Below are 4867 nucleotides of genomic sequence, written 5' to 3'. Positions count from 1 at the left end.
GGTTTGAACACTTCAATAGCGTCTCCCGAGGCTACTTTACCTTTGCCTAGGGCGCCAAAGATCGTTTTCACCATGGGGGCCATTTGCTGAAAGCTGGACATGAATTTCTGAACCTTGCCCATCGTGCCGAGGATGCCGTCGATGCCGCCCATCCGCTCAACGAAGCCGGAGATTTGCTTCATGTTGAGGCCACTCAGCGGATTGGAGCTGCCACCGGTTGCTGCGCCACCACCACCGCCTCCTCCGAGGAGGTTGCTGAGGAAGTTACCGCCACCGCCACCTCCCGTGGCACCAGCATTGCCGCCACCACCGCCACCGCCGAAGAAACCGCCACCACCACCGGCGTTACCACCGCCGCCGCCACCGCCGCCGCCGCCGCCAAAAAATCCGCCACCACCGCCACCGCCGGTATTACCGCCGAAGAAATCGCCGCCTCCTTGGAAAGGAGTAGGGAAGCCTCCGCCTTGAGTGAAATCCGAGAATGAATTGCCGCCTAAGCCTGGATACTGGCCGAATGCGCGATCATTACCAATTTGCGGGGGTAAAGTTGTGATGCTTCTTGTATGGACATCAGGACGGTTACCGCCATTACCAATGATTTGTCTAGGGTTAGTCACTGGGATTCACGATCCTTTTTTATCAGATTTGTCTCCTACAGGATATGTCACTTGCCTATCGTTGGTATGGACGAATGTCACGGGTCCTAGATATTTGTCACAATTCATCCCATTAACGCATAGAAATTTTAACGTTTCGCAATCCTAAAGGGAGGATTTGAAGCGGGCGTGTCGAATGATACTCTGGAGCTTACAATATTAAGCTAACATGCCTTTCTACCAGGAGTTGATAACGTATGCAATTAAAAAAATTAAATGATAAAGCAATAGACCAACTTTTTGAGGCCATACTGACCCTTAAGGATATAGAAGAGTGCTACGTCTTTTTTGATGACCTGTGCACCGTGAACGAGATTCAATCGCTTTCCCAGCGTCTAGAGGTTGCCCGTATGCTGCGCAAAGGCTGCACGTACAATCAGATTGAAGCGGAAACTGGCGCATCTACAGCAACGATTTCCAGAGTTAAGCGCTGCTTGAATTATGGCAATGACGGCTATGTACTGACACTAGATCGTTTAGGACGTTAATCATTTGTATCATAAAAGAATTCAAGATCCTGCATTGCCAAGTGTAATGCGGGATTTTTTCTGTTTATGGAGGGCTCAATTGACATGTGGGAACACATTCGTTAGCATAGGATTGTAGCCATGGATAGAACGGGTGGGGAGAACATAATGAGTAAGGTTGGAGTCCTGGTTATAAGCCATGGATCAAGGGATCAAGGCTGGGTTGACCTCGTTGACGAAGCCGTAACTGCGGTTCATTTGCCGGCAGATGTTCCTATTTATGCCTCATATCTAGAACTGGTGGAAGGCCGTTTAATTCAAGACGGTATTAATAGCTTAGAGGCGCAAGGTGTGACGGATATCATCGTCGTTCCCCTGTTCGTGTCTTCTGGGAGTACACACATTGATGAAATCAGCTATGCGCTAGGGGTCATCGAACAGCCGCTGCTGGAGACGGATATGGAGCCTTTTGATATCAAGGCACGGATTCATTTTACATCGCCAATTGATGACGATCCTGTTATTGCTGAAATTATTTATGCGAAAATCAAGGAATTGTCCGAATCGCCAACACAGGAAGTTCTTCTGCTGATTGGGCACGGAAGTCAAGAGGACGGCTTTCATCAGAAATGGCTTCAAGGCTTAGAGCAGCTCGCAGAGCGGTTAAAAGCTTTAGGCGGCTTTGACGAATCCGATGTTGCCATGCTGTTGCCGGATCAAGTGCATGCTAAGATGACAGAATGGGCGCTTACGAAGCCTGGACATGCTGTTATTGTGGCGCCGCTTTTTCTGAGTGAGGGCTATTTCACGAATCAAGTAGTCCCTTCCCGTTTGAAGGGATTTGCATATAAATATAATGGACGGGCGCTGCTGCCAAGTCCGCTGATTTCCAAGTGGATGGAGAAGCAGATTGCTTCCGCAAATTCGAGACGGTGAACAGGTGATGAGACACAATGGTCAAAAGAGCAAGACTGATCTATAACCCGACCTCCGGACGGGAAGAAATGAAGAAACGCCTGCCAGAAATCCTTCAGCGCCTAGAGCGCGGCGGCTTCGAAACATCCGCTCACGCGACAATCGGTGAAGGGGACGCCACACTTGCCGCGGCTGAGGCCGTGAATCGTGGCTTTGATCTCATTATCGCCGCAGGCGGAGACGGCACCTTGTGCGAAGTCGTGAACGGAATGGCCGAGAAAGAGGGACGGCCGCCGCTGGGCATTTTGCCGCTGGGGACGACCAACGATTTTGCCCGCGCGCTTGGCATTCCCAAGAATCTGGAGCAGGCATGCGACCTGATCATTCAGAAGTACACGACCGACATTGATGTAGGCAAAATCAACAACCGCTACTTCATTAATATCGCCGGCGGAGGCTCGATGACCGAGCTGACGTACGAAGTCCCGAGCAAACTCAAGACCATGATCGGACAGTTGGCCTATTATATGAAGGGACTCGAAAAACTGCCTAGGCTCAAGCCTATTGAGCTGTACGTCAAAGCTGGCGATCTCGAGTTTCACGATGAAGTCATGATGTTCCTCGTCGGCAACACGAACTCCGTCGGCGGGTTCGAGAAGCTCGTTCCGGARGCCAGGATGAATGATGGATTATTTGATGTTCTAATACTACGCAAGTGTAATCTTGCGGAGTTTATCCGAGTGGTCACACTCGCGCTGCGCGGGGAGCACTTAAATGACCCGAATTTGATTTATTTTCAGACGAATCATATCGAAATTAATTCTCCGGACTACGTCCAGCTGAACTTGGATGGCGAATTCGGCGGTACGCTGCCGTGCGTCATGACGAATTTGAAGAGTCACCTCCAGATCATCGTCGATGAGTCGGGTCAGTCGATTTATAAGAAGACGCTGATTGAGACGTTGACGACGCCGTTTCAATTGAAGGAGCGAGTCGGGGATGAGGAGCAGGATGGGCATCATCCGCATCAGCCTAGGGAGTAATGGCGTGACATTTATGTTACAGGGAAAGAAGAGATAAGTGAGGGTATTATGAGCGTAAAAGATAAAAGGGCTGCGAAGTCCAACCGTGCAGGGAAATCTGTGGACAGAAGAGCGGGGAGTTCTGCGGATCATTCTAAGGATCAAAGAGTAAGGAGTTCTGCGCCTAAAGTGGCGCCGGCGTGGATGGCGGATCTGCCGGTGCAGATCGGACAGCAATACGAGGCTGAGATCATTGGGATCAGCCATGATGGGGAAGGGGTAGGCCGTGTGAACGGCTTTACCCTTTTTGTCGCTGGTGCTCTGCCTGGTGAGCGCGCTCTGGTGCAGGTGGAGCATGTGAAGAAGCAGTATGGGCATGCGCGGCTGCTTGAGTTGATAGAAGAGAGTCCGGAACGTATTATGCCGCATTGCGGCATTTATGAGGAGTGTGGCGGATGTCAGCTGCAGCACCTTAGTTATGAGGCTCAGCTTCGTGTGAAGCGGCAACAGGTCGTGGATAATTTGCAGCGGATTGGGAAGCTGGATGTACAATCAACTTCCTCCTCCTCCGAATCTTCAGCGGATGAGGGGATAACAGGCATTGTTGTCCATCCCACGCTGGGGATGTCCGATCCGTGGCGGTACCGGAACAAGGCGCAGGTTCCTTTTGGGGAAGAGCGCGGCGGCCTCATTGGCGGATTTTATGCGCAGGGAAGCCATCGCATCATCGATATGGAGGAGTGCCTGATCCAACATAAGGCGAACGACGAGGTCGTTGCTCGGGTGAAGGAGATTGGTGCTCGGCTGGGCATTCGTGCTTATAGGGAAGAGACGAATGCTGGACTGCTGCGCCATGTCGTCGTTAAAGTCGGCTTCCGCACGGGCGAGGTCATGGTCGTCTTGGTGACCAACGGCAGCACGATTCCGCGTGTGGACGAGTGGGTGGTTGGCATTCGGGAGGCTCTGCCTTCAGTGAAGAGCATTTGCCATAACATTAATGTGAAGCAGACGAATGTTATTTTTGGGGATGAGACTCGCGTCCTATGGGGCAGCGAGGTTATCTACGACTATATCGGCGATGTGAAATTTGCTATTTCCGCGCGATCCTTCTTTCAAGTGAACCCGGTCCAGACGGAAGTCTTGTACGGGAAGGCATTGGAGTACGCCGGGTTGACCGGCGATGAAGTGGTTGTCGATGCCTATTGCGGCATCGGTACGATCTCCCTGTTCCTGGCGCAGCGCGCTGGACAGGTCTACGGCGTTGAGATCGTCGAAGAGGCGATCGCGGATGCACGGAAGAATGCCGAGTTAAACGGCATGACGAACGTGCATTTCGAAGCGGGCCCAGCGGAAGTGGTCCTCCCCGAGTGGACACGTCAGGGCATTCGCCCGGACGTGATCGTGGTGGACCCGCCCCGCAAGGGCTGCGACGCCGCGCTGCTCGCGACGATCTTAGAGCTGCAGCCGCGTCGCGTCGTCTATGTGTCGTGCAGCGCGTCGACACTGGCTCGCGACTTGCGCGTGCTGGTTGATGGGGGCTACGGCGTCGCGGAGGTGACGCCGGTGGATATGTTTCCGCATACGGTGCATGTGGAGTCGGTGGCTTTGTTGGTTAGAGATTGAATGATGACAAGGACCAGTCACGGTTCTTCCTTCTGAGATTGTTTGCATAGAAGAACAATTCATTAAATAAACAGTACGTGAGCCTCCATCTCCTTCACAGAGGGTTGGAGGTTCTTTACTTAAGCAGGCGTCCTTGCAAAATTCGAGCTTCTTAGACGAGTCAAAAAAGAATTCGCGCCTGCAC

General features: G+C 52.2%; 5 protein-coding genes. 4 read left to right on the top strand and 1 reads right to left on the bottom strand.

What is annotated here, in order from left to right:
• Positions 1-617, bottom strand: a 617-nt coding sequence (locus AC1DUA_RS23470) for a hypothetical protein (protein ID WP_477502067.1), incomplete at its 3' end; no start/stop codon positions are given.
• Between the two features lie 236 nt (positions 618-853).
• Here AC1DUA_RS23470 and AC1DUA_RS23465 point away from each other — a divergent pair.
• From AC1DUA_RS23465 to rlmD, 4 genes are all read left to right on the top strand, one after another.
• Positions 854-1144, top strand: a complete 291-nt coding sequence (locus AC1DUA_RS23465) for a YerC/YecD family TrpR-related protein (protein WP_079414635.1) — start codon at positions 854-856, stop codon at positions 1142-1144.
• A gap of 147 nt (positions 1145-1291) precedes the next feature.
• Positions 1292-2059, top strand: a complete 768-nt coding sequence (locus AC1DUA_RS23460; RefSeq protein WP_477502066.1) for a sirohydrochlorin chelatase — start codon at positions 1292-1294, stop codon at positions 2057-2059.
• 17 nt (positions 2060-2076) lie between these two features.
• On the top strand, positions 2077-3081 hold the full coding sequence (locus AC1DUA_RS23455; protein ID WP_477502065.1) for a diacylglycerol kinase: 1005 nt from the start codon (positions 2077-2079) through the stop codon (positions 3079-3081).
• A gap of 48 nt (positions 3082-3129) precedes the next feature.
• Positions 3130-4683: a 23S rRNA (uracil(1939)-C(5))-methyltransferase RlmD gene (rlmD, locus tag AC1DUA_RS23450; RefSeq protein WP_477502064.1), complete on the top strand. Its 1554-nt coding sequence runs from the start codon at positions 3130-3132 to the stop codon at positions 4681-4683.
• Positions 4684-4867: the final 184 nt, after the last annotated feature.

The sequence above is a fragment of the Paenibacillus sp. 01T422 genome (assembly GCF_056398785.1).
Note: the sequence above shows the minus strand (reverse complement) of the source record. Positions and strands in the feature narration are given on the sequence as shown.

What these genes read in the sequence shown, in the direction of transcription:
- rlmD (WP_477502064.1), top strand. Translation starts at nt 3,130, where the DNA reads ATGAGCGTAAAAGATAAAAGGGCTGCGAAGTCCAACCGTGCAGGGAAA.
- AC1DUA_RS23460 (WP_477502066.1), top strand. Translation starts at nt 1,292, where the DNA reads ATGAGTAAGGTTGGAGTCCTGGTTATAAGCCATGGATCAAGGGATCAA.
- AC1DUA_RS23465 (WP_079414635.1), top strand. Translation starts at nt 854, where the DNA reads ATGCAATTAAAAAAATTAAATGATAAAGCAATAGACCAACTTTTTGAG.